The 722-nt window shown below is 66.7% G+C and carries 1 protein-coding gene; it reads left to right on the top strand.

All coding sequences use genetic code 11. The features are described from left to right. Nucleotides 1-366 precede the first annotated feature (366 nt). The coding region (locus tag QZH66_RS17595; protein ID WP_305807117.1) for a CoA transferase at nucleotides 367-722 on the top strand (356 nt) is incomplete at its 3' end.

Raw genomic sequence — 722 nt, 5'->3', positions numbered from 1 at the left:
GTACGGCATGACGCCCGAAGCCGGCCTGCCCAAGGGCTTTGTCCAGGGAGTGGCGCATGTCTGAAGCCCCACCGCTGCCCTACACCGGCATACGCGTCGTTGAATTCACCCACATGGTGATGGGCCCGACCTGCGGCATGCTGCTGGCCGACCTGGGCGCCGAGGTCATCAAGGTCGAGCCCATGGAAGGCGACAGCACGCGCCGCCTGCTCGGCTCGGGCGCCGGCTTCTTCCCGACCTTCAACCGCAACAAGAAAAGCATCGCGCTCGACCTCAAGCACCCCGCAGGCGTGGAGGCCGCGCTGCGCCTGATCGCCAGCGCCGACATCGTCAGCGAGAACTTCAAGCNTGGGCCCGACCTGCGGCATGCTGCTGGCCGACCTGGGCGCCGAGGTCATCAAGGTCGAGCCCATGGAAGGCGACAGCACGCGCCGCCTGCTCGGCTCGGGCGCCGGCTTCTTCCCGACCTTCAACCGCAACAAGAAAAGCATCGCGCTCGACCTCAAGCACCCCGCAGGCGTGGAGGCCGCGCTGCGCCTGATCGCCAGCGCCGACATCGTCAGCGAGAACTTCAAGCCCGGCACCATGCACAAGCTTGGCCTGGACTACGAGACACTCCAAAAGCTCAACCCGCGCCTGATCTACGTGAGCCACAAGGGCTTTCTGCCCGGCCCCTACGAGCAGCGCACCGCGCTCGACGAGGTGGTGCAGATGATGGGCGG

The organism is Stenotrophomonas sp. YIM B06876 (assembly GCF_030711595.1).
Lineage (GTDB): Bacteria > Pseudomonadota > Gammaproteobacteria > Xanthomonadales > Xanthomonadaceae > Stenotrophomonas.
Note: the sequence above shows the minus strand (reverse complement) of the source record. Positions and strands in the feature narration are given on the sequence as shown.